We start from the raw sequence: 781 nt of genomic DNA, 5'->3' as shown, positions 1-781 counted from the left end.
GGTTCAACCGGCCTGCGGCCGGCTACGCGGGCCGCACTTACCTTAGCGCTCCTACGTCGCTTATTTCCTCACTAATTCCTGCCCGCTTGCCCTGACGGGTTGGCACCGCCTCCGTCGGGCACAGCTCCGCAAGCTCCGCCAGCAGGCAAAAAACATGGTGGGGAAGAGGGAACGGATCTGCTGGTTACCGAACGTTGCCCGCCCTGCCCTGCGAACTAGAGGAGCGACCGCATGAGCGTTGGAATGATGACCCAAACAAGCACCACTGATACCGACGAGACCGTCATCGTCCCCGGGCTTCCTGCCGATGATCGGATGGGGGATGGGTTTGACTGGATGGAAACCATCGAAAGTACCGGCTGGTCAGTCCTGCCGAACTGGGGATCCGAGGGCTGGGACGCCGGGGCCTGGCCGCTGATCGTCTTCGTCGTGGCCCGCACCCGCGACGATTCCGGGGAACTTTTCGGTTACGGAACCTACGTTGAGGGCGACACCTCCGCGCACTGGTACCGCAGCCAGGCCGCGTGCTTCGAAGCGATCACGGCCGAAATGTTTTTCCACTGGCAGATGGGCCAGTCTGACGGCCCTGCGGACCTGCCTGCAACAGCAGCCGAGCTGCCGGCCGCGGACCGGAAGCCTTACCCGGGCTGGACACCCTAAAAACTCCGTTTGGGCTGCCGGTCACGAATCCGCCGGTAGCCCAAACACCGTCCGGGAGCGGTTGACAACATCATTGAGACTCCTTCGGATCATACGTACCTGCTCCACCAGCTCAACGGCT

Annotated in this window: 1 protein-coding gene; it reads left to right on the top strand. The window is 62.7% G+C overall.

Features of this window, described 5'->3' with window-relative positions:
- Positions 1-231: 231 nt before the first annotated feature.
- Positions 232-660: a hypothetical protein gene (locus ABD059_RS07515; RefSeq protein WP_343878763.1), complete on the top strand. Its 429-nt coding sequence runs from the start codon at positions 232-234 to the stop codon at positions 658-660.
- Positions 661-781 lie beyond the last annotated feature (121 nt).

The organism is Arthrobacter flavus, from assembly GCF_039526005.1.
GTDB classification, from domain to species: Bacteria; Actinomycetota; Actinomycetes; order Actinomycetales; family Micrococcaceae; genus Arthrobacter_D; species Arthrobacter_D flavus.
The sequence above is the reverse complement of the archived record's forward strand: the minus strand, read 5'-3'. Positions and strand labels throughout refer to the sequence as shown.

Bases quoted from the DNA above. Each gene is read 5' to 3' on its own strand.
- ABD059_RS07515 (WP_343878763.1), top strand. From the start codon at position 232: ATGAGCGTTGGAATGATGACCCAAACAAGCACCACTGATACCGACGAG.